Origin of the sequence: Shewanella sp. 4t3-1-2LB (genome assembly GCF_017368415.1) — a bacterium.
Lineage (GTDB): Bacteria > Pseudomonadota > Gammaproteobacteria > Enterobacterales > Shewanellaceae > Shewanella > Shewanella fodinae.
The window spans coordinates 1-25,227 of sequence record NZ_JAFNJD010000021.1 but is presented as its reverse complement, the minus strand read 5'-3'; the positions used below and the strand labels follow the sequence as shown (position 1 = coordinate 25,227).

General features: G+C 50.2%; 23 protein-coding genes. 8 read left to right on the top strand and 15 right to left on the bottom strand.

Annotation, left to right across the window (positions count from 1 at the left end; genetic code table 11):
• The 4 genes from folK (at window position 1) to J3L11_RS09315 (ending at window position 2,876) form a co-directional block, all read left to right on the top strand.
• Complete coding sequence (gene folK, locus J3L11_RS09330) at window positions 1-486, top strand: 2-amino-4-hydroxy-6-hydroxymethyldihydropteridine diphosphokinase (RefSeq protein ID WP_207570822.1); 486 nt, start codon at window positions 1-3, stop codon at window positions 484-486.
• A 78-nt stretch (window positions 487-564) separates the two neighbouring features.
• Window positions 565-1,359, top strand: a complete 795-nt coding sequence (gene panB / locus J3L11_RS09325; RefSeq protein WP_207570821.1) for a 3-methyl-2-oxobutanoate hydroxymethyltransferase — start codon at window positions 565-567, stop codon at window positions 1,357-1,359.
• Between the two features lie 23 nt (window positions 1,360-1,382).
• Window positions 1,383-2,228 carry a pantoate--beta-alanine ligase gene (gene panC / locus J3L11_RS09320; RefSeq protein ID WP_207570820.1) on the top strand — a complete coding sequence of 282 codons (846 nt, stop codon included), beginning with the start codon at window positions 1,383-1,385 and terminating at the stop codon, window positions 2,226-2,228.
• 147 nt (window positions 2,229-2,375) lie between these two features.
• Entirely contained in the window at window positions 2,376-2,876 is a 501-nt protein-coding gene (locus J3L11_RS09315) for a DUF4124 domain-containing protein (RefSeq protein WP_207570819.1), read from the top strand.
• Between the two features lie 23 nt (window positions 2,877-2,899).
• On the opposite strand, the gene J3L11_RS09310 is transcribed toward J3L11_RS09315, so the two are convergent.
• The 5 genes from J3L11_RS09310 to mpl form a co-directional block, all read right to left on the bottom strand.
• Entirely contained in the window at window positions 2,900-3,670 is a 771-nt protein-coding gene (locus J3L11_RS09310; protein WP_133039818.1) for an ABC transporter permease, read from the bottom strand.
• A complete protein-coding gene (locus tag J3L11_RS09305; RefSeq protein ID WP_189617023.1) occupies window positions 3,667-4,602 on the bottom strand; it encodes an ABC transporter ATP-binding protein in 936 nt (311 codons plus the stop codon). Before J3L11_RS09305 ends, J3L11_RS09310 begins: the two co-directional genes overlap by 4 nt.
• Window positions 4,603-4,683: 81 nt before the next feature.
• Complete coding sequence (gene hpt, locus J3L11_RS09300) at window positions 4,684-5,214, bottom strand: hypoxanthine phosphoribosyltransferase (RefSeq protein WP_189617022.1); 531 nt, start codon at window positions 5,212-5,214, stop codon at window positions 4,684-4,686.
• A gap of 7 nt (window positions 5,215-5,221) precedes the next feature.
• Window positions 5,222-5,848 carry a flavin prenyltransferase UbiX gene (locus J3L11_RS09295; protein WP_189617021.1) on the bottom strand — a complete coding sequence of 209 codons (627 nt, stop codon included), beginning with the start codon at window positions 5,846-5,848 and terminating at the stop codon, window positions 5,222-5,224.
• On the bottom strand, window positions 5,845-7,230 hold the full coding sequence (gene mpl, locus J3L11_RS09290) for a UDP-N-acetylmuramate:L-alanyl-gamma-D-glutamyl-meso-diaminopimelate ligase (RefSeq protein ID WP_207570818.1): 1,386 nt from the start codon (window positions 7,228-7,230) through the stop codon (window positions 5,845-5,847). Before mpl ends, J3L11_RS09295 begins: the two co-directional genes overlap by 4 nt.
• Before the next feature lie 265 nt (window positions 7,231-7,495).
• Here mpl and J3L11_RS09285 point away from each other — a divergent pair, with 265 nt between their 5' ends.
• Window positions 7,496-8,827: a Na+/H+ antiporter NhaC family protein gene (locus J3L11_RS09285; RefSeq protein ID WP_189617019.1), complete on the top strand. Its 1,332-nt coding sequence runs from the start codon at window positions 7,496-7,498 to the stop codon at window positions 8,825-8,827.
• Between the two features lie 65 nt (window positions 8,828-8,892).
• On the opposite strand, the gene fba is transcribed toward J3L11_RS09285, so the two are convergent.
• The 4 genes from fba to tkt form a co-directional block, all read right to left on the bottom strand.
• Window positions 8,893-9,960 carry a class II fructose-bisphosphate aldolase gene (gene fba / locus J3L11_RS09280; protein ID WP_133039824.1) on the bottom strand — a complete coding sequence of 356 codons (1,068 nt, stop codon included), beginning with the start codon at window positions 9,958-9,960 and terminating at the stop codon, window positions 8,893-8,895.
• A 109-nt stretch (window positions 9,961-10,069) separates the two neighbouring features.
• Window positions 10,070-11,245: a phosphoglycerate kinase gene (locus tag J3L11_RS09275; protein WP_189617018.1), complete on the bottom strand. Its 1,176-nt coding sequence runs from the start codon at window positions 11,243-11,245 to the stop codon at window positions 10,070-10,072.
• 69 nt (window positions 11,246-11,314) lie between these two features.
• Window positions 11,315-12,328, bottom strand: a complete 1,014-nt coding sequence (gene epd / locus J3L11_RS09270) for an erythrose-4-phosphate dehydrogenase (RefSeq protein WP_207570817.1) — start codon at window positions 12,326-12,328, stop codon at window positions 11,315-11,317.
• Window positions 12,329-12,442: 114 nt separating this feature from the next.
• Window positions 12,443-14,437, bottom strand: coding sequence for a transketolase (tkt, locus tag J3L11_RS09265; RefSeq protein ID WP_207570816.1), 1,995 nt, complete (start codon window positions 14,435-14,437; stop codon window positions 12,443-12,445).
• Between the two features lie 583 nt (window positions 14,438-15,020).
• On the opposite strand from tkt, the gene metK reads away from it, so the two are divergent.
• Window positions 15,021-16,172, top strand: a complete 1,152-nt coding sequence (metK, locus tag J3L11_RS09260; protein WP_133039828.1) for a methionine adenosyltransferase — start codon at window positions 15,021-15,023, stop codon at window positions 16,170-16,172.
• Between the two features lie 51 nt (window positions 16,173-16,223).
• On the opposite strand, the gene J3L11_RS09255 is transcribed toward metK, so the two are convergent.
• On the bottom strand, window positions 16,224-16,574 hold the full coding sequence (locus J3L11_RS09255) for a hypothetical protein (RefSeq protein WP_207570815.1): 351 nt from the start codon (window positions 16,572-16,574) through the stop codon (window positions 16,224-16,226).
• Between the two features lie 322 nt (window positions 16,575-16,896).
• Here J3L11_RS09255 and J3L11_RS09250 point away from each other — a divergent pair, with 322 nt between their 5' ends.
• Together J3L11_RS09250 and J3L11_RS09245 are read left to right on the top strand one after the other, a co-directional pair.
• Entirely contained in the window at window positions 16,897-17,841 is a 945-nt protein-coding gene (locus J3L11_RS09250; RefSeq protein ID WP_133039830.1) for a GGDEF domain-containing protein, read from the top strand.
• Window positions 17,842-17,980: 139 nt separating this feature from the next.
• A complete protein-coding gene (locus J3L11_RS09245; protein WP_207570814.1) occupies window positions 17,981-18,391 on the top strand; it encodes an META domain-containing protein in 411 nt (136 codons plus the stop codon).
• Between the two features lie 19 nt (window positions 18,392-18,410).
• On the opposite strand, the gene J3L11_RS09240 is transcribed toward J3L11_RS09245, so the two are convergent.
• The 5 genes from J3L11_RS09240 to J3L11_RS09220 all read right to left on the bottom strand — a co-directional run bounded on the left by J3L11_RS09240 (window position 18,411) and on the right by J3L11_RS09220 (window position 24,967).
• Window positions 18,411-19,727: a dicarboxylate/amino acid:cation symporter gene (locus J3L11_RS09240; RefSeq protein WP_207570813.1), complete on the bottom strand. Its 1,317-nt coding sequence runs from the start codon at window positions 19,725-19,727 to the stop codon at window positions 18,411-18,413.
• A gap of 255 nt (window positions 19,728-19,982) precedes the next feature.
• Window positions 19,983-21,668 carry a sigma-54-dependent Fis family transcriptional regulator gene (locus J3L11_RS09235; protein WP_189617012.1) on the bottom strand — a complete coding sequence of 562 codons (1,686 nt, stop codon included), beginning with the start codon at window positions 21,666-21,668 and terminating at the stop codon, window positions 19,983-19,985.
• Between the two features lie 144 nt (window positions 21,669-21,812).
• On the bottom strand, window positions 21,813-22,145 hold the full coding sequence (locus J3L11_RS09230; RefSeq protein WP_133039834.1) for a cytochrome c3 family protein: 333 nt from the start codon (window positions 22,143-22,145) through the stop codon (window positions 21,813-21,815).
• Window positions 22,146-22,176: 31 nt separating this feature from the next.
• Entirely contained in the window at window positions 22,177-23,382 is a 1,206-nt protein-coding gene (locus J3L11_RS09225) for a DcaP family trimeric outer membrane transporter (protein ID WP_207570812.1), read from the bottom strand.
• Between the two features lie 55 nt (window positions 23,383-23,437).
• The gene (locus tag J3L11_RS09220; RefSeq protein WP_207570811.1) at window positions 23,438-24,967 is read right to left on the bottom strand and encodes a flavocytochrome c; all 1,530 of its coding nucleotides are present in this window, start codon (window positions 24,965-24,967) and stop codon (window positions 23,438-23,440) included.
• Window positions 24,968-25,227 lie beyond the last annotated feature (260 nt).

The window sequence follows — 25,227 nt, the reverse complement described above, 5'->3', positions numbered from 1 at the left end:
ATGCCACAGGTTTATGTGGCACTAGGCGCCAATCTGGCTGAGCCCAAACAGCAGCTGGAACAGGCAAAAGCCGCACTGAAGCAATTAGCAGGCAATAACAGCCTGCGTTTGTCATCCTATTATCGCAGTGCCCCTATGGGCGATGTACCACAACCGGAATACCTCAATGCCGTTGCCTGTTTCGACACCGACCTTGAACCACTGGCACTGCTGGATGCACTACAAGCCATAGAAGCCGCACAAGGACGAACCCGCGAAGTGCGTTGGGGACCGCGCACATTGGACCTAGATCTGCTGCTGTATGGCTCACAGATCATCGATATGCCACGACTAAAGGTACCACACTACGGCATGAAACAACGGGCATTCGTACTGGTGCCGTTAGCGGAACTTTCGCCCCATTTACGGCTACCCTGTGGTACATTAATCAGCGATTTGATCGACGCTGACATGCAACGCGCTGTACAGCCGTTACCCTCTACATGAGCCAACGTCGATAGCCATTGCCAGATGCTGGCGGATGGCATATAACTCAGTTCACCCACGTGTTTGGAAGACAAGCTTATGTCCAAAGTCACAATCGCCACACTGCTCAAATACAAGCAGGAAGGCAAGAAATTCGCCTCGCTCACCGCCTATGATGCCAGCTTTGCCAAAGCCTTCGATGAACAAGGTATTGATGTCGTGCTCGTCGGTGACTCTCTGGGGATGGTGCTGCAAGGGCAAGACGATACACTGCCCGTTACCCTTGATGACATGTGTTACCACACCCGTTGTGTTCGCCGCGGTATCAGCCGGGCATTACTGGTTGCCGATCTGCCATTTATGGCATACGCCACGCCGGAACAGGCCCTCAGCAACTGTGCCAAGGTGATGCAGTCAGGTGCCGCTATGGTAAAACTGGAAGGTGGTCACTGGCTAATGCCCACCGTCAAAATGCTCACTGAACGCGGTATCCCAGTATGTGCTCACATTGGTCTGACACCGCAGTCCGTACATGTGTTTGGTGGCTTTAAGATTCAGGGACGAGATGAAGACAACGCTAAACGCATCCTCGATGAAGCAAAGGGCTTTGAAGCTGCTGGGGCACAATTACTGGTACTCGAATGTATTCCTGCTGCGCTGGCTAAAGCAGTCACTGAAGCCGTGCGCATTCCGGTGATTGGTATCGGTGCTGGCAAAGACACCGATGGACAAATTCTGGTGATGCACGATGTGCTGGGCATCTCTTCCGGCTATATTCCTAAATTCTCCAAAAATTACCTCAAGCAAACCGGTGATATCCGCGCAGCAATTAGCGCTTATATTGAGGAAGTACAGCAGGGACTGTTCCCCGCTGATGAGCATACATTCAACTGAACACCTTTTGGATCATTACGTAAATGTTGACAACCGCTAAGATAGAGGAAATCCGCGCCCGGATTAAAACCTGGAAAAACAAGGGAGAAAGTGTTGCCTTTGTTCCCACAATGGGTAATCTGCACGCGGGCCATATCAGCCTGATCACCGAAGGCAGACGCCGCGCCGATCATGTCGTCGCCTCAATCTTCGTCAACCCGATGCAATTCGGGCCGAATGAAGATCTCGCTGGCTATCCAAGGACACTGGAAGCTGATCAGCAGAAACTAGTGGAAGCAGGCTGCGAACTGCTGTTTTTACCAACGCCAGAGATTATCTATCCCCGAGGTCTGGCAGCACAAACGTTTGTTGAAGTTCCTGGGATCTCAGAACAGCTGTGCGGTGCCACCCGTCCCGGTCATTTCCGCGGTGCCGCCACCATCGTCTGCAAACTGTTCAACATCGTACAGCCTGATATTGCCCTATTTGGCCGTAAAGATTATCAGCAGTTGCAGATTATCCGCACCATGGTTGAAGACTTGTCACTGCCAGTAGAAGTGATGGGCGTTGATACCGTGCGAGAATCTTCGGGGCTGGCACTGAGTAGCCGTAACGGTTATCTCACCGCAGAAGAACGCGCCAAGGCGCCAGCGCTGAAAAGAACGCTGGATGATCTGGCGGAGGCAATCAAAGCGGGTAACGCCGTTGATAGTGCCATCAACAGCGCCAAAGCCGCATTGCAGGCGGCCGGATTAACGCCAGATTATATTGAGCTTCGCCAGGCACAGACGCTGGCACCAGCGACAGATAAAGATAAAGAGTTAGTGCTGCTTGCTGCAGCATATCTCGGTAAAGCCCGTCTGATCGACAATCTGGTGTTTAGTCGTTAACGCCCAGCCACCAGTTGCCATATTAAAACCGCAACTGGTGGCACCTCTCAAGCAGTCGTTGCCAAATTACTGTCTCAGCCAAAAAACTGGCCTCACGTAACAAATTGGGCCATGATAATTAACATTGTAAATCTGGCTGACAGTGCAATGTTATCAACTAATCGATGCTGTTTGTTGGGGATATTACTGCTCGCTGGCACGAGTGCCTCGGCCGAGGACAGCAAGCTCATCTATAAATGCACGGCTCAGGATCAGGTAATTTTCAGCCAGCAACCGTGTCCATCTGACTACACTCAACATCAGCTCGAATACCATTATGGCCTTGCCACCGAGACTGCCACGCAAAATCCAGCAGATGACCCACTGTTAAGGCTCCTAGCGCAGAAAAATCTCACTGAGGCGCAGTTACGACGTTGGCTAGAAACAGAAATTTATCGGCTGCAGCAAGAACACAGTTACCTAGAAATGTTGCGGACAGGCGAGTTACAAAAGTTAGATCGAGAACGCTACTGGGAACATATTGCCGCCTCCGCACCAGCGTTTTTGCAGAAACAGCGTAAAATAAACCAACATTACGATGGCTTGCAGCAAAGCAACCAGCAACAGCTAACACGGTTACAAGAATACAAATTACAGTTGGCAGAATAAGGCTCATCCCTGAGCTAGGTATATCAGGTGCGCAAACCAATGCCTCGCGACACCAGATAGTATGCCAGTAACCATAGACCAACACAGAAACCGACGATTACTAGCATGGATAACCCGACACTGATATCGGCAAAGCCAAGAAAGCCGTAGCGGAATACGTTGATCATATAGACTATCGGATTTAACGCCGACACCCCACGCCAAAAATCTGGTAACAAAGACAGCGAATAAAACACGCCGCCTAAATAGGTCAACGGTGTCAGTACAAAGGTGGGAATAATACTGATGTCATCAAAATTACGGGCAAATACTGCGTTAATCAGACCGCCTAGAGCAAACAGCACAGAGGTTAGGAACACCGTGACCACCACCAGCAATGGATGCTGCAGATGCAGATCCACAAAGAACATGGCCACTAAGGTGACAATCAGCCCCACCAGCAAACCGCGAGCTACACCACCGGCCACATAGCCGCCAATCATGACATAATGTGGCACCGGTGCTACCAGCAGTTCTTCCAGATTGCGCTGAAACTTGGCACTGAAAAAGGACGAAGCCACATTGGAATAGGAGTTAGTGATTACTGACATCATGATCAGCCCTGGGGCGATAAATTCCATATAGGATACGCCACCCATCTCGCCAATCCGGCTGCCGACCAAGCTGCCAAAAATCAGAAAATACAGTGTCATAGTGATAGCTGGGGGCAGCAGTGTTTGGATCCAAATCCGGCTAAAGCGAGTGATCTCTTTAATGACAATGCTTTTGAAGGCGATAAAATACAGGCCTCTCATGCGCTGGCTCCTTTGTCCCGTTCCACCAATTCCACAAACAGTTCCTCTAACCGATTGGTCTTGTTACGCATTGACAACACATCAATGCCCTGTGCGGTTAGTGCAGCAAACACGCTATTGAGGCTATTGGACTTGGCGACATCCACCTCCAGCGTATTAGGGTCGATAAGCCGTGCCTGAATACCTGTGAGTGCAGGTAGCTGTGCCTGCGACTGCTTAAGATCCAACACGAAGGTTTCCATATCCAGTTTCGCCAGCAAGGCTTTCATGCTGGTGCATTCCACCAGCACCCCGTTATCGATAATGCCGATGTTGCGGCAAAGCATTTCAGCTTCTTCCAGATAATGAGTGGTCAGAATAATAGTGACACCTTCCTGATTAATGCGTTGCAGGAACTCCCACATGGAGCGCCGCAATTCAATATCCACCCCTGCAGTCGGTTCATCAAGGATCAACAGTTGCGGTTCATGCATCAGCGCTCTGGCAATCATGAGTCGCCGTTTCATGCCGCCTGAAAGTTCCCGAGCTTTGGCATCGCGTTTTTGCCACAAATCCAGTTGAGTCAGATACTTCTTTGCCCGAATATGAGCTTCTGCCCGCGGCACACCATAGTAACCCGCCTGATTCACCACAATCTGCAGTACGGTTTCAAACTGGTTGAAATTAAACTCCTGCGGCACCAAACCGATACACAGCTTGGCCAATTCCAGTTCTTTATCCAGATCGTGGCCAAACACCTCAACCTTGCCACTGGTTTTATGTACCAACGAACTGATAATACCGATGGTGGTAGATTTGCCTGCCCCGTTGGGGCCCAGCAAGGCGAAGAAATCTCCTTGCTTTACCTTGAGATTGATACCTTTGACGGCCTCGACGCCGCCCTTGTAGGTTTTTCTAAGGTTTTCCAGCGCCAGCGCCACACCTGCTGTCATCTGTTGAGTCCTCTGTTGGATAAAACAAAACTCCCGCTATTGCGGGAGTCAGATCGCCTGCTAAAACCGCTCAATGCAGTTTTATTCCTGAGGGATAACCCGGGCGATATAAGGGAGATTGCGGTATTGCTCCGCATAGTCGATGCCATAACCTACCACAAATTCGTCGGGAATGGTAAAGCCGACAAAATCAACCGGCACATCCACTTCACGACGGTCAGGCTTATCCAGCAAAGTACACAGTGCCAAGCTCTTAGGATCGCGTAACCGCAGCATTTCGCGCACTTTATTGAGAGTGTTGCCCGAATCAATAAGGTCTTCCACAATCAACACATGGCGCCCGGCAATATCGGACTGCACATCTTTGAGAATTTTTACATCGCGGGAACTGGTCATGGTATTGCCATAGCTAGACACCGACATAAAGTCGATCTCCACATGGCCCTTGATACGACGGCATAAGTCCGCCATAAACACCACAGAACCTTTAAGCAAGCCCACCATCAGCAGCTTATCGGTATCCTGGTAATGGGCGTTAATGCGCGCAGCCAGTTCATCCAGTTTGCTATTTATCTCCTCAGCAGAGATCATCATTTCGATGGTGTGTTTCATACTCGTCTCAGTCTTCGATACTACCGCCATCTGGTGTGTCATAACCCCAGCGGTGCGTTAATGAATGTGCAATACCCAGATGGTCGAGGATCCGGGCGACGACGAAGTCTATCAGATCCTGAACCGTTTGGGGATGGTGATAAAACCCTGGAGCCGCAGGCAGAATAACGGCGCCCAACTGGGTCAAACTCAGCATATGTTGCAAGTGAATCGCGTTGAACGGCGTTTCTCTGGGCACCAGCAGTAGCTGACCATGTTCTTTCAATACCACATCGGCCGCACGTTCCAACAGATTGTTGCTCATCCCAGTTGCCACTGCCGCCAAGGTGCCAGTGGAGCAAGGACAGATCACCATCTGTTTCGGTGCCGCCGAGCCTGACGCTGGAGGCGAGAACCACTCATCCTTACCCAGTACGCGCAACACACCAGTTGCTGGCATAATAGCTCGCAGTTGCTCAGTGGCTTTGTCTGGCGCGGCGCTGAGTTTAATGTCCAATTCTTGAGCCAACACCACTCTAGCAGCACTGGAGATCATCAGAAACACCTGATACTCCGCCTGCAGCAAACACTGCAGCAGCTTCAGTCCATAAGGTGCGCCAGAAGCTCCGGTCCACGCTAGGCTGATGCTTTTCATCGCTGGGCCTCCGCGTTAAATTTGGCATCGAGTGCCGTCAGCAACTTGCCATGAATGCCACCAAAACCGCCATTACTCATGATCACTATGGTGTCGCCGGGTTTAGCTTCCGCCGCTACTTTCAGCACTACATCATGAATACTGTACATCACAGTGATTGGAATACTGGCATTGCCCATCGCGGCCGCAATATCCCAATGGATGTTATCGGCCTGATACAGCACAGCGTTGTCGGCATCACGCATAGACTCCGCCAGCGTAGCTTTGTGCACGCCACTCTTCATGGTGTTGGAACGGGGCTCTAGCACCACTGTGATATGCCCCTTGCCCACTTTGGCGCGCAGGCCTTGCAGAGTCGTGGCAATGGCGGTCGGATGATGTGCAAAATCATCAAAAACCTGTACCCCGTGAATATTACCTATCAGCTCCAGTCGCCGTTTAGGCGGAATAAAATCCGCTAGTGCGGCAATGGCATCGGCAGGTTTTACGCCAACATGCCGCGCCGCCGCCACGGCCATCAAGGCATTTTCCATATTATGTTTACCGAGTAACGACCATTCCAGCACGCCTTGCGATTCCCCGGCAAGATGCAGCTCAAAACGGTGTCCATCTTCGGCCAAGGGCTGCACTTGCCAATCGCCCTTGCCAGCACTGTGACTGATGGTTTCCTGCTCGCTCCAACACCCTTGGGCTAACACTGCGGCCACCGCATCACTGTCTTGCGGCCAGATCACCCGCCCATTGCCCGGCACAATGCGCAGTAGATGATGAAACTGTTTCTGGATGGCATGCAAGTCTTCAAAAATATCCGCATGATCATATTCCAGATTATTGATCACCAAGGTCCGCGGCTGGTAATGCACAAACTTCGAACGCTTATCAAAAAAAGCACTGTCATATTCATCGGCTTCTACGACAAAAAAAGGGGAATCCCCCAAACGCGCCGATACGCCAAAATTGCGCGGTATGCCACCGATGAGAAAACCGGGTTGGTAACCACAAGACTCTAAGATCCACGCCAACATGCTGGAGGTAGACGTTTTGCCATGGGTACCGGAAACCGCCAGCACCCAGCGCCCTGGCAGAATGTAATCGTGCAAAAACTGTGGGCCTGAGGTGTATTTCAGCCCCTGCTCCAGCACGGCCTCCACGCAAGGATTACCACGGCTCATGGCATTGCCGATCACCACTAAATCCGGTGCGGGTTGCAGCTGTGATGCTTCAAATCCCTGGATCAAGGTGATGCCTTGTTGCTCCAATTGGGTACTCATCGGCGGGTATACATTAGCGTCGGCCCCCGTCACTTTGTGGCCCATGGCGCGCGCCAGTATGGCCAATCCCCCCATAAAGGTGCCGCAAATCCCTAAAATATGTATATGCATAAAGCCATTCCTGCGCGTGACAACTGGCGCTTATTCTACCCATTGCTGATGGGAATGTCAGTGTAACTGCGGTGTTGATAAGTGGAACCATAAACAAAACGCCATATATAGAAGTAAAAACATCTAGATGGCTAAATTGACAGCTTCCGACTGATCCCCTATGCTGCGCCAATAACTGCAATAGTAAGTGCAGTCGTCGCCACACAGCTACACCGTCAGCAAACTGCCGTTTGCACCGCGGACAGAACATACTGAGAAGAAGATTTTGACAACAAATACCCAAGCCACTGTCGCACCATCGGCAATAGCACTGTTACCCCTATTATTGTTTTTGCTGCTGTTTATCGGCGCCGGACTGTATTTTCAAGCCAATGGCGTAGCGATGGCGTTTTACCAATTGCCCAGTCCAGTCGCTATTTTGCCAGCAATTGTGCTGGCCGTGCTGCTGTCCAAGCAGCAATTAAATCAAACGCTGGATACCTTTATGGCCGGGATTGGCCACAGCAATATTATTGCGATGTGTTTGATCTACCTGCTGGCAGGTGCTTTTGCTTCGGTTGCCAAAGCAACCGGTGGTGTGGATGCCACCGTGGCACTGGGGTTGCAGTTTATACCGTCCCAATTGCTGTTACCCGGCTTTTTTGTGATTGCCGCCTTTATTGCTACCGCCATGGGCACCTCTATGGGCACCATCGCTGCTGTAGCGCCGATAGCGCTAGGCATTGCCGAAGAAGCCAATATTGATCTAACACTCATGGCAGGGGCCGTAATGTCTGGCGCACTCTTTGGTGACAACCTGTCGATTATTTCCGATACCACCATTGCCGCGACCCGCACTCAGGGGTGCTATATGCGCGACAAATTCCGTGAAAACCTGATTTTCGCCATTCCATCCGCCATCATCACGTTGGTGTTATTTGTTCTAGCATCGACTGGCAGTGCCAGCATTCCCGCGCAACCAATAGACGTGGTGAAAGTGCTACCTTACGTCAGTATTTTGCTGCTTGCGGTGGCAGGCGTGAACGTATTCGTGGTGCTGGTATTAGGCATTTTATTTGCGGGTGGCGTGGGCCTCTACAGCGGTGATTATGGCCTGGTCGCCTTTAGCAACGACATCTACCAAGGTTTTGGCAATATGCAGGAGATCTTTATACTGTCGATGTTAGTGGGCGGGCTGGCAGCATTGATGCAGCAACAAGGCGGGCTGGCATATATCAGTCGGCACATCGAAGCCTTAATCCGTCGCTTCTCTCACAGTCGTGGTGATAACTCCAGCAGAGCCGCTGAACTGGGGATGGCTGGAATGGTAGCACTCACCAACACCTGTGTTGCCAACAATACCGTGTCCATCGTGATCAATGGTGATATTGCCCGGGATTTAGCGCGGCAGAATGCCGTCAGTGCCAAACGTGCCGCTAGCTTGTTAGATATTTTTGCCTGTATTATTCAAGGGCTAATTCCATACGGCGCACAAGCCTTGTTAATCGCCTCTCACTTCAAAATATCACCACTGCAGGCCGTTTCCGATGTTTGGTATTGCATGGTATTGGCGCTGGTCTCCATTGTTGTCATTATGTGGCGCCCGCGCAGTGATTAAAACCGTTAGCCTGTGCCATAAAAAGAAGCCCGCATTAGCGGGCTTCTTTGATCATTACCGAGTTATCAACGGTTAACTTGAGGATCCAATTCCCCAGTCTGATAACGCTTATACATAGCCTGCAGCGACAGCGGCTTGATCTTGGAGCCCATGCCAGCGCAACCGAACGCTTCATAGCGTTCCACACAGATTTCGGCCATAGCGTCCATGGAAGCTTTAAGGAATTTGCGAGGGTCAAACTCCCGCGGATTTTCCGCCAGGAATTTACGCACCGCGCCAGTTGATGCTAGACGCAGGTCGGTATCAATATTCACTTTGCGCACGCCGTGTTTGATGCCTTCGACAATCTCTTCGACTGGAACACCATAAGTTTCTGGCATATCACCACCGTACTGATTGATGATCTGCAACCATTTTTGCGGTACCGATGAAGAACCGTGCATCACCAGATGGGTGTTAGGAATACGGGCGTGGATCTCTTTGATGCGGTCGATACGCAGGACATCACCAGTAGGTTTACGGCTGAACTTGTAAGCACCGTGGCTAGTGCCAATAGCAATGGCCAACGCATCCACATGGGTATCAGCCACAAAACGAGCGGCTTCATCTGGGCTGGTCAACATCTGATCATGGCTCAGGGTACCTTCAGCACCAATGCCATCTTCTTCACCCGCAGTTCCGGTTTCCAGACTGCCAAGGCAGCCGATTTCACCTTCTACAGACACCCCACAAGCGTGGGCAAAGGCTACAGTTGTGCGAGTGACATGCACGTTGTAATCATAAGTGGCCGGAGTTTTGCCGTCTGACATCAGTGAGCCATCCATCATCACTGATGACATACCCAGTTGGATAGAGCGCTGACATACGTCTGGGTGAGTACCGTGGTCCTGATGGATACACACGGGGATATCGGGGTACTGTTCCAGCGCGGCGGTCATCAGATATTTCAGAAATTGTGGGCGAGCATATTTACGAGCACCGGCAGAGGCTTGCACGATGACAGGACTGTCAGTCGCTTCAGCCGCCTGCATAATAGCGCGCATCTGTTCCAAGTTATTCACGTTAAACGCTGGCACGCCATAACCGTGTTCGGCAGCGTGGTCCAGCAACTGACGCAGGGAAATTAAGGCCATAATCTGTTATCTCCTTTCATGGGCAATGGTGATTGCCCGGGTCCAATTGTCTATAAGCTGTAAATAGCGCTGCCGGTCATGGCCGACAGCTTATGATAAATTTTTTATGTCAGTTGCCACGAGCCTGCAACATCGCCACCGCTGGTAGCTCTTTCCCTTCCAAAAACTCCAGGAACGCACCACCACCGGTTGAAATGTAAGAAACCTGATCAGCAATGCCGTATTTATCCACCGCTGCCAGAGTGTCACCACCACCGGCAATAGAAAATGCTGGAGATGCGGCAATTGCTTCGGCAATACACTTTGTGCCAGCGCCAAACTGATCAAATTCGAATACGCCCACCGGACCATTCCACACGATAGTACCGGCATTCATAATAATGTCAGACAGCACTTCAGCGCTGTCGGGGCCAATATCGAAAATCATGTCATCATCGGCGACATCGGTTACGTCTTTTAACGTGGCAACCGCATCAGCGCTGAATTCTTTGCCCACAACCACATCGGTTGGCACTGGAATATCGCCACCACGACTCTGAGCATTGGCCACCAGCCGTTTGGCCTCATCAAGTAAGTCGGCTTCGTACAGCGATTTACCGACATTGTGACCGGCAGCGGCGATAAAGGTGTTGGCAATACCGCCGCCCACCACTAACTGATCAACGATTTTGGACAAGCTTTCCAGCACCGTCAGCTTGGTAGACACTTTGGAGCCACCGACAATGGCGACCAATGGCCGTTTCGGGTTATCCATCGCCTTAGCCAGCGCTTCCAGTTCGGCCGCAAGCAGTGGGCCAGCACAGGCCACAGGAGCAAACATCCCCACGCCGTGGGTAGATGCTTGCGCGCGATGGGCGGTACCAAAAGCATCCATCACATAAACATCACAAAGCGCTGCCATTTTTTTCGACAACGCGTCATCATTTTTCTTTTCACCTTTGTTAAAACGGACGTTTTCAAACACCACCACTTCGCCCACGGCAACGTCAACACCGTCCAGGTAATCGGTCTCAAGGCGCACCGGGCAATCCAGCGCTTTAGCAAGATAATCCACTACCGGCTGCAGCGAAAATTCTGCATTATATTCCCCTTCTGTTGGCCGCCCTAAGTGAGACATCACCATCACCGCGGCACCTTTTTCCAGTGCCAGCTTGATAGTGGGCAAAGAGGCACGCAAACGTGCATCACTGGTCACCACCCCATCGGCAACTGGCACGTTGAGATCTTCACGGATAAGCACGCGCTTTCCCTGCAGATCCAGATCTGACATTTTGATAATCGCCATGTTCATGCTTCCTGTAGTAACTATAAATTTGCGCTTGTCTTGGTAGCGGTCAAGCACTACCCCAAAAAGTTATGCCTCTGGCGGAAACATCGCCAGCGCCGTGTCCAACATCCGATTGGCAAAACCCCATTCGTTATCACACCACAGTAACAGTTTGATCAGATGACCGTCACTGACACGGGTCTGGGTACCATCCACCACACTGGAGCGCGGATCATGATTAAAGTCGCATGATACCAAAGGCTCATCGGTAAAGCCCAGAATGCCATCAAGACGGCCACGGGTGGCCTCAAGCAATACTTGGTTAACAGTGGCAATATTCACCCGTTTATCCACGGTCAGCGACACGTCAATAGCGGTGACATTGACGGTTGGCACTCGCACCGAGATAGCTTCAAACTTGTCTTTCATCTGCGGCAAAATTCGCTCAATACCACGCGCCAACTTGGTATCGACCGGAATAATCGACTGACTGGCCGCACGGGTACGACGCAAATCATCGTGATAGGCATCGATCACCTGCTGATCATTCATTGAGGCGTGAATCGTGGTAATCGCGCCGCTGCGAATACCAAAATGACGATCCAGTTCGGAAATCACCGGGATCACACAGTTGGTGGTGCATGAAGCGTTAGACACCACGGTATGTTCAGGGGTCAACAGTTCATCGTTAACGCCATACACAATGGTAGCATCGACATCCGCCGACGCCGGGTGGCTTATCAATACCTTGCGCGCACCCGCCAGCAGATGCGTGGCACAGGCGGCGCGGTCATGCAGTGCCCCTGTGCATTCCAACACCAGATCTACATCCAGTTGCTGCCAAGGTAACTTACTGGCATCTGCTTGGTGCAGCAGGGTGATAGCGTCATTACCCACCTGCATCAGCTCCTGTTCCAGACTGGCACGGAGCGAGAAGCGGCCGTGCGTGGTGTCATAGTTTGTCAGATGTACCATGGCTTCAGGTTTTGCCAACTCGTTAATCGCGACAATTTGCAACTGCTGGCGCTTGCCGGATTCATACAATGCCCGTAATACGGAGCGGCCAATGCGGCCATAACCATTGATAGCAACTCTGATCATCGGTAATTCATATCCCTCTATTTCAGGGCGATAAAACAACGGCCTATCATAAGACAGGCCGTTATGAATGGCGAGCAAAGCAAAGCCCTGTCAGGCCTTTCGTTCAGTTACGGTTCATGCCAGCAATGACTTCGCCGTTGCCACTACGTTATCGACGGTAAAGCCGAACTCTGCAAACAGCTCACCCGCTGGCGCTGACTCACCAAAAGTTGTCATACCAACAATCTTGCCGTTAAGACCGACGTACTTGTACCAATAATCGGCAATGCCCGCTTCCACCGCCACACGTTTGCTGACCGCGGCGGGTAATACCGCTTCTTTATAAGCGGCATCCTGCTTGTCGAACACGTCAGTGGCTGGCATAGAAACTACCCGCACCTTATGACCAGCAGCGGTCAATTCAGCTTGGGCTTTTACTGCCAGTTCCACTTCAGAACCCGTGGCGATAAAGATCAGTTCAGGTGTACCGTCACAATCCACCAGCACGTAACCGCCTTTTGCCACATCGGCCAACTGCACCGCAGTACGTGGCATCTGTGTTAGATTCTGGCGGGAGAAAATTAACGAGGTTGGCCCATCCTGGCGTTCAATGGCATATTTCCAGGCGATAGCGGATTCCACCTGATCGCATGGGCGCCAAGTACTCATATTAGGCATCAAACGCAACGTAGCCGTTTGCTCCACTGGTTGATGAGTTGGGCCGTCTTCACCCAGACCAATAGAGTCGTGGGTATATACAAAAATTACCCGCTGTTTCATCAGCGCGGCCATACGCAGTGCATTACGCGCATATTCCATAAACATCAGGAAGGTCGCGCCGTAAGGCACAAAGCCACCATGCAGTGCGATACCGTTCATCATCGCCGACATACCGAACTCACGCACCCCGTAGTGCAGATAGTTACCGGATGCATCATCGCGGCTAATGGACTTGGAAGCGGAATACATGGTCAGATTAGAAGGCGCTAAGTCAGCACTGCCACCGAGAAATTCTGGCAGTAATTTACCGAAGGCTTCCAATGCATTTTGCGATGCCTTGCGTGAGGCGATATTGGCAGGATTAGCCTGCAACTGTTCGATATACGCCTGCGCGCCTGCCGCAAAATCCGCTGGCAACTGGCCGCTGACACGGCGTTTCAATTCAGCTGCCAATTCGGGATAAGCAGCGGCGTATGCAGCCAACTGAGTTTCCCAGTCCGCTTCCGCGGCACTACCTGCGGCCTTTGCGTCCCACGCGCTATAAATCTCGGCTGGAATTTCAAACGGTGCATACGGCCAGCCCAAAAATTCGCGAGAAGCTGCCACTTCAGCATCACCCAGTGGTGAGCCGTGACAATCATGGGAGCCGGATTTGTTAGGTGAGCCATAACCAATGATGGTTTTACAGCAGATCAGTGATGGTCGTGGATCGGCTTTAGCTTGCTCGATAGCCGCGTTAATCGCTTCAGCATTATGACCATCCACCGCCGGGATCACCTGCCAGCCATAAGCTTCAAAGCGTTTTGCAGTGTCGTCACTGAACCAGCCGTCTACATGACCGTCAATTGAAATACCGTTGTCATCCCAGAAAGCAATCAGCTTGCCTAAGCCCAGCGTCCCCGCCAGTGAACAAGCTTCGTGCGAGATACCTTCCATCATGCAGCCATCACCCATGAATACATAAGTGTGGTGATCCACAATCTCATGTCCTGCACGATTGAATTGTGCCGCTAATACTTTTTCAGCAATCGCCATCCCCACGGCATTGGTGATGCCCTGCCCCAACGGCCCGGTAGTAGTTTCTACCCCTGGCGCATAGCCGTATTCTGGATGACCGGGAGTACGCGAGTGCAACTGGCGAAATTGCTTCAGATCATCAATGCTCAGATCATAGCCAGACAGATGCAGCAGCGAATAAAGCAGCATAGAACCATGGCCGTTGGATAGCACGAAACGGTCGCGGTTAGCCCATTGTGGATTAAGTGGATTATGCCGCAGATGCCCGCGCCAAAGGACTTCTGCAATATCTGCCATGCCCATTGGGGCACCTGGATGGCCGGATTTAGCTTTTTGCACAGCATCCATACTTAACACACGAATAGCGTTAGCGAGTTCTTTACGGGAAGACATGCTTTCTCCTGCGTAGTGGGTCTTGAGATTTGTCGGGCGGAAATTGGCGGTTATTTTCCCGCAGAGGGGCAGTTGACGCAAATATATTTCCGGCTTTGCGACCTAGATAAGTGTTCTTAATACCAGATCACAGAGGCCATTCCCAACGTCGACACACATAACCCCATCCATGGGACTCCACCGCGTCATCCCTGACACGGAGGGTCGACTTATCGGAATAGCCACTATTCCTCGAGTGAAACGCAATTAGGAACAGCTATTTAGATCCGACGAGCAAAGTCAGCACGAATGGCCATAACTTAGTATAAAAACCTTCATGTGTTACAGACTCATCAAACCGAGGTGTAAAGCTGACAAGACAAAAAGCTAACGAGTACTTACTATCAGATGGTTAAAAGCTGCTGATATCAATAAAGAAATTACTGGACATTGGCAACAGCGATGGGGCGTACTGCACAAATATCAGCAAAAGGGGTTTTATAATACCCAAATTAAATTAAAATAGACGTCTAGATGTAGATGCTTCTATACGGATATAGTTGCAGCTAAAGGTTTTTCTATTAATCACGAGATTTTCCAGACTATGGCAAGACACCTCTTTACTTCTGAATCTGTGTCAGAAGGACATCCTGATAAAATCGCCGATCAGATTTCTGATGCGGTGCTCGACGCCATTCTCACCCAAGACCCTAAGGCCCGTGTTGCCTGTGAAACCTATGTCAAAACCGGCATGGTGATGGTAGGTGGTGAGATTACCACTTCTGCTTGGGTGGATATTGAAGAACTGACCCGTAACACCGTACGTGAAATCGGTTATACCAGTTCCGATATGGGCTTTGATGCTAACTCCTGCGCGGTACTCAGCGCCATTGGTAAGCAGTCACCCGATATCAATCAAGGGGTTGACCGTAAGGATCCCAAAGAACAGGGCGCCGGTGATCAAGGGTTGATGTTCGGATACGCCAGTAACGAAACCGACGTGCTGATGCCTGCCCCCATCACTTACGCACATGCTTTGGTGAAACGCCAGTCACAAGTACGTAAGCAGGGACTGTTGCCTTGGCTGCGTCCCGATGCGAAATCGCAAGTGACTTTTGTTTACGATAATGATCAGATCGTGGGTATTGATGCTGTGGTGCTGTCAACTCAGCATAGCGATGCAATCAGCCTGAAAGAATTGCAAGAAGGCGTGATGGAAACCATCATCAAGCCAGTATTACCTCAGCAGTGGCTGACCAAAGACACCAAATTCTTTATCAACCCAACCGGTCGTTTTGTGATTGGTGGTCCTATGGGTGACTGTGGTCTCACTGGCCGCAAAATTATCGTCGACACATACGGTGGTATGGCGCGTCACGGTGGTGGTGCATTCTCCGGTAAAGATCCATCCAAAGTAGATCGTAGCGCTGCTTACGCGGCTCGTTATGTCGCCAAGAACATTGTCGCTGCCGGGTTAGCAGATCGTTGTGAGATCCAGGTTTCTTATGCCATTGGGGTAGCAGAGCCGACTTCTATCAGTGTGGAAACCTTTGGTACTGGCAGATTACCGGAAGACAAGCTGATCGCGCTGGTGCGTCGTCACTTTGACCTGCGCCCATATGGGTTAACCGAAATGTTGGATCTGGCCCGTCCGATCTACCAGGCAACAGCAGCTTATGGTCACTTTGGTCGTAATGAATTCCCTTGGGAACAGACCAACAAGGCTGACGCGCTGCGCGACGACGCCGGGTTATAAGTCGTTGGCTCTAAAAAAACCGCCAGTTGGCGGTTTTTTTACATCTGCGTCTTAGTAACAATGATCGAAATGAGCACTTTCCATACACATAAACGCTAATTGCTGCGGAGGTAATGGCGTCACAGTTACCGTTTCTGCCGCTTTCACCTGTGATTCTTCGGTCACCAGCGTCAGTTGGCTGTGGTAATTATTGCTGCGACCACAATCAAAAATGCTGTCTAGCGCAAACACCAGAAAGCGCTGCCCTTCCTTACCCTGAACACTCGCCTCAACTACCCGGCATTTCTGCTGCTGTAATGTCAGCAATGACACCAGCCAACGGGCCATATCAAAAGAAGATAATCTCAAGGTTTTGCTGAGCCTCAGTAACGACTCCTGTGTATGTAATTTCTGAGTTTCCATCGTGTTCTTACTCACACAGTTGATGATGCTTTAAGGCTAGCAAATCCTGTGTCATCCGCATATAAGTCCGTTGCTACAACCAGAAATTTTCCAACAAGGTACATCAACAGCACCAGGAGATATTTGTATATTAACTTTAACAATCATCGCACTACGACTGATAATCCACATTTTACATAGATTCAGAGTACAAATATTCCCTTTGATAGCTACGGTTGTTGCACTGACATTGACAATAAGTGGAACATCACCTACTCAAAGTTGCAAAATAACTATAACAACTCCACACTTAATGCCTATCGCCCTCACAAAGGATAAGGCCATGCTGCCTGAATCGGTTAAACCGGGAATTAGTTTGCTGGAAAATGACAATCATGGCCTGAATCTGGTGCGTTGGATGCACCAGTGTGAGCTGATGAAACACTATTATCAGGCTGACAAAGTGTTTGTACTGCAAAAAATAGATGCGGGTTATGAAGTGATTGTCAGCGCCGCTGACAACAGCATGCAGTTGGCGCCAGGCAAAATCTTTGATGCCGATACTTCGCTATTGCAGCGCATGGCCTACAGTAGCCCCGACGGCCTGAATCTGGATCTGACACAAGGCACTGCGGATGAATATCCAGATGAGTTTCGCAGTATCCTGTGTATCCTGTCTCGCCCAGTACATTGGCCGGATGGTTCAGTCTTTGGATGTTTATGCGTGCTGAATGCTCGTGCCAACGAGAACCAGCATGTCAGCCCACTGATGTTAGAACCCTTTCAGATCCTACTGCAGCAGGATCTGGCGTTATTCTGTCAAAATCACCGCATTGAAGCGCTGTCGATGCGAGATGCCAATACCGGCATGCTCAATCATTACGGTTTTATTATGATGGCCCCACGGCAACTCAATCTCGGCCGTCGCTTTGGCGCTCACTGTGGGGTGATTTTCTTTGAGCTGGAACCAACAGGTGATATCAATGATGAAGTGTTAAAACGCAGCCATCAGGAGTTAGCCAATTTGCTGCTTTCCACCCTGAGAGCGGCGGATATTGCCGCACATTATGATGACACTAAATTTGTGTTGCTGGTATTTGTGGATCTAGAACGGGATTTGGAACATATCGTGCGACGGGTGGAGCGAATCTTCAACCAATCGCCGCTACCTATGTCACTGGATTACAGCTATCGCTTTTTCACCCCAGATTCAACAGCCAAGCTGGTAGCCATGGTAGACGAAGCCAAGTCCGGATTACGCTCATCCCAGCCCCATCACGACGATTAACATTTTTGTGGGCGATGTTCACGCCAAGCTAACATCGCCCGATATCCCGTAACCTATATACGGTTAACAGCAGGCTGAACTTCATTTCTCCCGCAAAAATTGTCACACTTCCGTGTCAATACTCTGATGGAACCGTTGAATGCGAAAACCCACCTTGTTAGCACTGGGGCTGCTGTCGCTTAGTGCATGTCAGTCAATGACAGCGATACCAGTCACTAGCGCATCCCTATTGGGCCGCTGGCACATAGAACGGCTGCAAGAGCGGCCAGTGGTCGATTTTAGCCCAGCGCAGCTCACCTTTAACGCCAAAAATCAGCTTAGTGGCAATAACAGCTGTAACTATTTCTCTGGCAGTTATCAGCTCAATGGGCAACAGCTGCACATCAGCCCGGCTACCAGCACCATGAAAGCCTGTGTCGATGAACTGATGCAACAAGAGCAGCAAGTCATGCAACTGCTACCCCTGGTTACTAAAGCCGTCATTAAAAACGGCAAACTGTTGCTTGTGGATAGTCATGACAACTCACTACTGACCTTAAAGCGCAACTAACTCGCCGCTGATTTATGTATTAGTCTGTCTGCTGCTCCGATGCGGCATTCTGTTCTGCAATGCGCGCACTTTGCTGTAAATCCGCATTGTAATGTGCCAGATCCAGTTCATCTTCAGATTTGGCAATCACCGTCGTTGCCACTAGATCGCCAGCCACATTCACGACCGTCCGTGCCATATCAAGAATTCGGTCAATACCCGCAATCAACGCCACCCCTTCCAGCGGTAACCCCACCGAATTAAGTACCAGCGTCAACATCACCAGACCGGCACCAGGAACACCTGCGGTGCCAATAGACGCTAAGGTTGCGGTCAATACAATGGTGGCATAGTCAACCCAGGTTAGATCCACGCCAAATGCCTGTGCGACAAACAGCGCCGTCACCCCTTGGTACAAGGCAGTTCCATCCATGTTAATGGTTGCCCCCAGTGGTAATACAAAACTGGAGATCTTTTTATTCACCCCAAGATATTCGCTGGCGCACTTCATGCTGACGGGCAAAGTACCGGCAGAACTGGATGTGGTAAAAGCCACTGCCAGCGCATTGCTGACACCTTTGAAAAACTGTAACGGGTTGAGACGGGCAAAGACACTCAGCACGATGCTGTAAAAACCCAATACGTGCAAGATGCAACCCAGATATACTGCAACGATCACTTTCAGCAATGGCAGCAACATCTGCATACCATATTTCCCAGAAACCCACGCCATCAAGCCAAACACACCGTAGGGAGCCAGTTTCATCACCATATCCGTCAGTTTGTACATGGCTTCGGCTAGGCTCTCAAACACCCGAATGGCGGGTTTACCATGCTCACCAATCAGTACTAACGCCACGCCCAATGCCACCGCAAAAACAATCACTTGCAGTATTTGCCCATCGGCCAGTGCCGCCACCGGGTTGGTTGGTACGATATTGATCAGGGTTTCCATAATCGAAGGAACGGGTTTACTGTCAGCCGCGACTGCATGTGCAGCTAATGGCAGACCTTCGCCGGGAGCCATTAAGGCCCCCACCAATAAGCCTAATGAGATAGCTATGGAGGTTGTCGCCAGATAAAACGCAAACGATTTAAAGCCAATACGCCCCATCTTGCTGGTATCTTGCATCGAGGTGACTCCGACGATCAGCGAGCAGAATACCAAGGGCACAATCAGCATTTTAATGGTGTTTACAAACAGGGTGCCGATAGGTTTGAGGTAGTCAGCGCGTTCACCCAATAACTGACCGACAACAATACCCAGCGACATCCCTGCCAGGATCTGCAGCCATAACGGCAGACGTTGCCAACGGCTCCAGAGCCTGCCTATCAGCGAAGGCTTATGATTAGACATGTTATTTTTACCTTAGGGAAAGAGGATGTTCTCTGCTGGCCGGAAACAGCCATGATGCGCAGGCTAGCACAACGCGCCGCTGAATGGATGATCTGCGTCAACCACAGCAGATTAAAGCACTGAGCAACGGCCGTGGCTACTCCAAATCCTATGATCAGATGGACTTGCAATTCACGTGTTGCGAGCTGCGTTGACGCTCACGTTGATGACTGAACGGAAGTCTTATTAACAACACTGTTCAGCCCATTTAGCTGATTAAACTCCCGGTAAAATGGCGGCGATGGAGTAAAGCCACGAACAGATCGCGATTTGCAGCGCCCCGTATTCTTTAAGTTTGCGATACAGCGTTGCCAGGCTCATTCCCAGTTTTTCAGCGGCTTGCGTCTTGTTGTTATCGAGTTTTTCCAGCACCGCCAAGATGTAATCTTTCTCCACTTCATGTAGCGCCCGGATATCACCAGCAACTGACGGCAGGCATAAAGTGTCACGAATTTCGTGAGGCAGGTCTTCCGGCATTATCTGTGGCCCGGCACTGAGAACCACGGCGCGCTCGATAGCATTCACCAGTTCTCGAACATTTCCCGGCCAGTTATGGCTCAGCAATAAGTCAGCGGTCTTATAATGAAATCCAGTATGGCTCTTACCTAGCTCTTGATTGAATTTCATCAGGAAGTAGCGGCTCAGAGGTAAAATATCTTCCGTTCGCTCACGTAACGGCGGAATATTGAGCTCGATCACCTTCAGACGATAGTATAGATCCTGTCGGAACTCGCCGGCTTCTACTGCCGCTTCCAAACTTTTATTAGTAGCGGAGATGATCCGCACATCGACATGGTTAGTCTCGGTATCTCCGAGTCTGCGTACTTCTTTTTCCTGCAGCACCCGCAGTAATTTCACTTGAGTGGCGGGAGACAGCTCAGCCACTTCGTCCAGAAATAAAGTACCGCCGTCAGCGGCTTCTATCAAACCACTCTTACTGCAATCGGCCCCGGTAAATGCGCCGCGCACATGGCCAAACAACTCATTTTCAAGCAGTGTTTCATTCAGCGCTCCACAGTTTATTGCCACTAAAGGCTTATCACTTCTCGGTGAATTTTTGTGGATATATTGCACCAGCTTCTCTTTGCCCACGCCGCTTTCACCGGTGATAAGAACAGAAGTGGGCACTTTGGCAACATTTATCGCCATCTCCAGTAAGCTACGCATGGCATAGCTGTTGGAAACCGGATAACCGTCCTCAATAGATGTCAGTTTTAATGACAGGTTGATCTTGTCTTGCATATTGCGCGGCAATGCCTCATCCGATCGCAACACGTCGGCTAGTTGGGTCGCCACGGTTTCATTACAGATACCACTGTATACTGGCAGATAGGGCGTAATTTCCTCCCCCCACTGTTCCAGATAATTTCCCCGTAGATGACAATAACTGTCGCCTTTGGCCTGACATTCATCCTCAATAAAGTACACCGTTCGGCCTTCAAGATTGGAAACATAACCACTGGCAAATCCTATCTGCTCCCAACATACAGGGACGTTGCTCAAACCATGCATGCGTAAGTGCTGTTCTGCTTCGTATAGGCTGATAAAATAGGTTTCCACCAACGGGGTAGCTTGAATACCATCTCGGCGCTGACTGCTCAACACTTCACCAAAACCATACATAGAGCAGAGCAATGGCCCGAGTTTGCCTTTACGGGCTTCCGCCCATGCGTCGGGCATCTGCCGTTTTATGCGTTCGGCAACCAACCATCCTTTAGAAAAACCAGCACGAACGATGATTGATTGCGTGATTTCCGGTCCCAGCGTGCGACATAGCTCCATCTGCTGCAAACCATGGGAAAACAGATCCGTCAGATACATGCGCTGCCCAAGAAAACTGATGGCACCACCCCTGGGTTTAAAAGACAACAACTCCCTTAGATCAAGTTCTGAGGTATTCATGCTTATTTCCACATACGGATGGTGTATTGCCAATATATGTCAGCCGCCCAAAAAACGCCGTGACTGTCTTCAATTAATACTGTGTTAAAAATATTCCCGCCCGGGAGCAACAGGCGGGAATATTGACGACACCCTGTTCAGGGGTTATGGCACTTTAAAATCAAAGTCATGACAGTTGTTGCAATAGTTTTCCGACGCCTCGTGTTCGTGGTGGCAGTTATCGCAATCCAACGTTGGGCCATAGTGTGGCGAATCGTGCTTATCGGGTGCCCCATGATAATCCGTCTTTTTCTGGGGCAACTGATGGCATTGCACACACTGATCCGTCGATACTGCTTGAAATGGTGTCGTCGCATGACAACTATTACATTTCAACCCAGCGGCTTGATGATGCGGTTTCATGGTATTGGCTGCAAATGCCTGGATTCCCACAATCGCAGTCATGACCAACGCCGCTTTCAAGATCAATTTACACATGGTTAATTACCCGTCTAAAGCAGCGATGGTATTAAAATGAATACTTGATATAGGTCTGGAAGCGCGTCATATCGCCTTCATCCCCAGCCATGTTTTCCACTTTACCGGACATCACCCCAACAGCGTATTGCAGCTGTTTGGTAATATCCCAATAAAGATTGCTGTGCCAGGAAAACGCGGTCTTATTGGCGATAGCGGTCAACGCACCGATGTCATATCCTTCTTCATCCTGTTTTGAATAACCCGCACCAACGGTCCAACTGACGTCGTCGCTCAGCGCCAGGATCACCCCACCCATGATGCTTTTGAATTTCAAGGTTTCAATATCATTTGCGGTGGTTAATCCAGCCCCAGCATTAAAACCCAGTCCCGCATAACGGCCGATACCATCGCCATACATCATGCCAAGTACCGCTTTGTGGCCAGCGCCGAATTTCACGCTGGTATTCAAGGCCAAACCATAGCCAAATGCAGATTGACCATCTATCTCGAATCGTCTTAACACGGCTCGAGGCGACACGGTAAAGGTCTTATTGCCGTAAAAGTATTTCACAACCATGTCTGGCAGTTTATCTTCCGAAGATCCACTATTAACAAACACTGCCGGTCCGGCGTTACAGAAACCTAATGATGGGTTTTCCAAACTGACGGACGCGTAGTTTCCTGGCGCAAAATCGTATTGGTAACGCACCTGTGGCTGACGGACAAAGGGGTTACCTGCGTCTGATGAAAAGTCCATCGATGGCATAATGCCGGCAAAATCCATAAAGTTGGACCAAGTCTGCCCAGCTAAAATGGACTGTTTACCGTTTTGTAGCTTCATATAGGCATGACGAATACGGAAACCATTGCTGTTAGACCAGGTAGGACCATCGGCGTCGATATCCGCAAAGAAATCGCCCTCGATATGTGAAGTCAGAGTACCGTATTCCGTTTCTGTTGCCGTTTTTACAAACAGTCGGCTTTCTCTGGCGGTCATGTCCAGATCGGTCTTGTCCGCATTAGCGGTACCATCAATCGGTGTTGAGTAAACGCTGTAAAGATCACCGTTATAAGGCGCACTTACTGTACCGTCAGTATCATAAATCACCATCATTTTGGCATAGCCACCAAAGGTGAGCTTAGTGCCATTGACATCAAAATCCACAGCACTGGCGCTGCTACAGGCAAGTAACATAGTCGCGCTGATGGCGGCGGCAACAGTCTTTACACGTAAATTAGCGATAGTTGTTTTCATTTGTAAATTCCCCAAATCCAGAAGAGTGCCCGGCGCGAGCACCGGGCAAAATGCCTTACGCCTTGACAACCTGCTGTCCGGCGATACGACCAAAAACAATGCAATCCGGTATTGCAACCGTGCCTAAACGACAGGCCCCATGAGTGCCTCCGGTGATTTCGCCAGCGGCGTAAAGGCCAGGAATAGGTTTGCGGGTTTCAATGTTGACCACACGCGCCTGGGTATCGATCTCAATACCGCCCATGGTGTGATGCGCTTTAGGCCAGAAACGCACACCGTAGAAAGGTGCTTGGCCCAGCGTCTTTTGTCCCATATCGAATGGTTTGGAGAATTCACTGTCTTTGCCCTGTGCCACAAAGCGGTTGTAGCGCTCCGCCTGAGCTAACAGTTCGGCTTCGGGGATCTTGTAGAATGCCGCCAGCTCGTTAAGGGTATCGAATTTATGTACTACCCCACGCTCCAGCAACTTGTCCATTACATGCTTGGCAGGCTGCATCCCCACTTCATCGCAAATACCAATGGCCGGATGCCCGGTCTTAATGATGGCATCGGCGCGGATCTTACGATCTGCAAGTTCGTTAACAAAACGCTTGCCGGTTTGTGGATCCACCATGATGCCATTGGGGTAGGCCGCGTAACCTGCAAAAATAGGTGCCAGACCAAAGCCCTTTTCATCTGGTGATGCCCACGGGCCTAATTGGATCCAGGAAAGCTGAACAGGATTACCACCAACACGGATCAATTCCTTAAGACATTCGGCAGTGGCGCCCTTATGGTTAGTCGTATCCAGTTCGGCGGTCAGACGTGGATCCTGCGTGGTGCGATAAAGCACGTCCGCAGCAAAACCACCGGCGGCCATCACCACCCCTTTGTTGGCTTTGATGAACTTGGTGTTACTGGCATCTTCTTTTCCCTGACGGTAGTTAGGGATCACTTCCAAGCCAACGACCCGTTCGCCGTCCACAATCAGCCGTTTTACATAGACTTTTTTCTGCAGTTGTACGCCCAGTTCATCGCATTTTTGGAGCATTGGCTGCACGATGCCGGAACCGGATTGAATAGTCGTGGTATGTGTGCGGGGAACCGCATGTCCCCCAAAATGTGCCAGCGTATCTTTGAATTTCACACCCAGATAATCGCGGCACCATTCAAATGCTTCATTACTTTTCTCCGCCACCATCCGCGCCTGTTGCGGATAGTTAAGCCCCAGACCCGCTTTGTACATATCGGCGACCATCAGATCTACAGAATCTTTAACGCCATGAGCCTTTTGTACGTCACTGCCCACTGCGGCCATACCACCGCCATTGATGGTGGAATTTCCCCCCGGAACAGGCATTTTTTCCAGGACGATAACGTTAGCACCAGCCTTTCTGGCTTCGATGGCGGCAGACAGACCTGCAAAGCCACTGCCAATAACTACTACGTCAAAGGTTTCGTCCCAGTGTTTTGGCACACTGACATTCTGTGCAGCTGCTTCAGTACTCAGTCCTGCCAATAGTAATCCGGACGTTGCTGTCGCCGCGCCAGAAAATTTAAGGAAATGACGTCTAGAGATATCTGTTGCGTTTTTAATATGTGTCATATTCGCCTCATTATTTCATCTTTTATTAGTTAATTAGTTATTCACATTAATCTGTATTTGAACAACTTAGTCTGGAGACGAATATGTAAAGGCAGCAAATGTGCCACATTTAATATATTAATAATTTATTGATATATAACCGTCATTCCGCAGCTAATTCCAGAATTTAAATAGCGTGATCTGGCGATCAGTTTTTCATAAAAACCACGGCACCATCTTGACCGCGATCGACAGTTTTGATCTATTGCTGCTATTTGACG